Origin of the sequence: Vibrio sp. 1180_3 (genome assembly GCF_029478545.1) — a bacterium.
Taxonomy (GTDB): domain Bacteria; phylum Pseudomonadota; class Gammaproteobacteria; order Enterobacterales; family Vibrionaceae; genus Vibrio; species Vibrio aestuarianus.
In genome coordinates, this window is the sequence record NZ_SJFM01000136.1 from 1 (window position 1) to 978 (window position 978).

At 39.7% G+C, this 978-nt stretch carries 1 protein-coding gene; it reads left to right on the top strand.

All coding sequences use genetic code 11. The features are described from left to right. Positions 1-578: hypothetical protein (locus tag EYW48_RS21250; RefSeq protein WP_277433054.1), on the top strand; the 578-nt coding region annotated here is incomplete at its 5' end. Positions 579-978: the final 400 nt, after the last annotated feature.

The following is a 978-nucleotide window of genomic DNA, read 5'->3' on the forward strand; positions in this document are numbered from 1 at the left end:
ATAACAAACAATTTAAGAGGGATTCCCAACGCTTGGCATTTTGGGTTCTACTTCAAATTAAGTGTTTACGGCACAATGCTTTAGGTTTTGGTGGTAGCGTTGCTCACCCCTTAATTGGGCGTTATGTCTTATTATCGAAATGGGAAGTTGTTATGGTCGTTTTTGAGGATGATAATTTCATTGTAAGTCCGTGTCGTAGTTGCAATATTCCAGGTTACTTGATCGTTGAATGTAAAGGTGGAGCATCTTCTTTATATCAACTTTCCATGGACGCGCAGAAGGGTCTTGGTGTGTTGTTAGCTTTGTTGGAATCAGCCGTTATGAAAACGCTCTCTCCTGAACAAGTCTATTGTACGAAGTTTGGTGAATCCGGCGGTGACTTGCACTTCCACGTGTTTCCTAGGTTGTCTGTGATGACAACGAAATACTTAGAAGACTTTCCAACTCAAGAATCCCTTATACATGGTCCCGTGTTATTTGATTGGGCGCGAGAGTATTATAAGGTTGAAACGGAGGGTTTATCGCAAGAAGTTATTGTAGCCGCAAATAGTGTCATTGCTTATTTAGCAACGACATAACAAACAATTTAAGAGTGATTCAGCACGCTTGGCATTTTTAGTTTGGGTTGAATTCAGTGGTTAGGGTACTCTAATTGAGTGTTGTGGTAGCGTGCTTCACACCTTAATTGGGCGTTAGCTTGTTCTTCGAGTTATGAGGTAAAAATGAAAACTTGTTATATGTGTGACTCGCTTGCAGTATCTAGTGAGCATGTCCCTCCTAAGTGTTTATTCCCCGAATCAAAAGACATCAAAGGCATAAATCTTAGGCAGCATCTCATTACTGTCCCAAGTTTGTAATGATCCAGCTTTTTTGGAGAGTTTTTAAGCCACTTTTTGCATTTGTTGGTATTTTTCATTTGGCGTTAAATAATCAATCCCACTATGACTTCGTTTATAGTTGTAAAAACGAATGTAGCTC